1 protein-coding gene is annotated in these 306 nt (G+C 37.3%); it reads left to right on the forward strand.

The window, feature by feature from the left end; all coding sequences use genetic code 11:
- On the forward strand, positions 1-306 hold a 306-nt coding region (locus KIH86_RS00365; protein WP_223110246.1), incomplete at both ends, for an OmpL47-type beta-barrel domain-containing protein.

Below are 306 nucleotides of genomic sequence, written 5' to 3' on the forward strand. Positions count from 1 at the left end.
AATGTTTATGCGTATTCAGTCGACGATAACGAAAACGGGTCTGAGACTGTAAGTGAAACTATTAAAATTGATAAAAATCCGCCAACAAGACCTACAATTAACTTTCACCCTATTGATTGGACTAATGATAATGCATATTTTACTGTGCTAGATGGTAGCGATACCGTAAGTGGAATAATGAAAAGCCAGTACCGAATAGGGGATGGACCGTGGGTCAACTATAACTCAAATTCTGAAGTTACGGTAACTGATGAAGGAGAGATTTCTATTTATGCTCGTACTTTTGATAATGCGGGCAATATTAGT

The sequence above is a fragment of the Paenibacillus sinensis genome (genome assembly GCF_019904155.1).
Classification (GTDB): Bacteria; Bacillota; Bacilli; order Paenibacillales; family Paenibacillaceae; genus Paenibacillus_AQ; species Paenibacillus_AQ sinensis.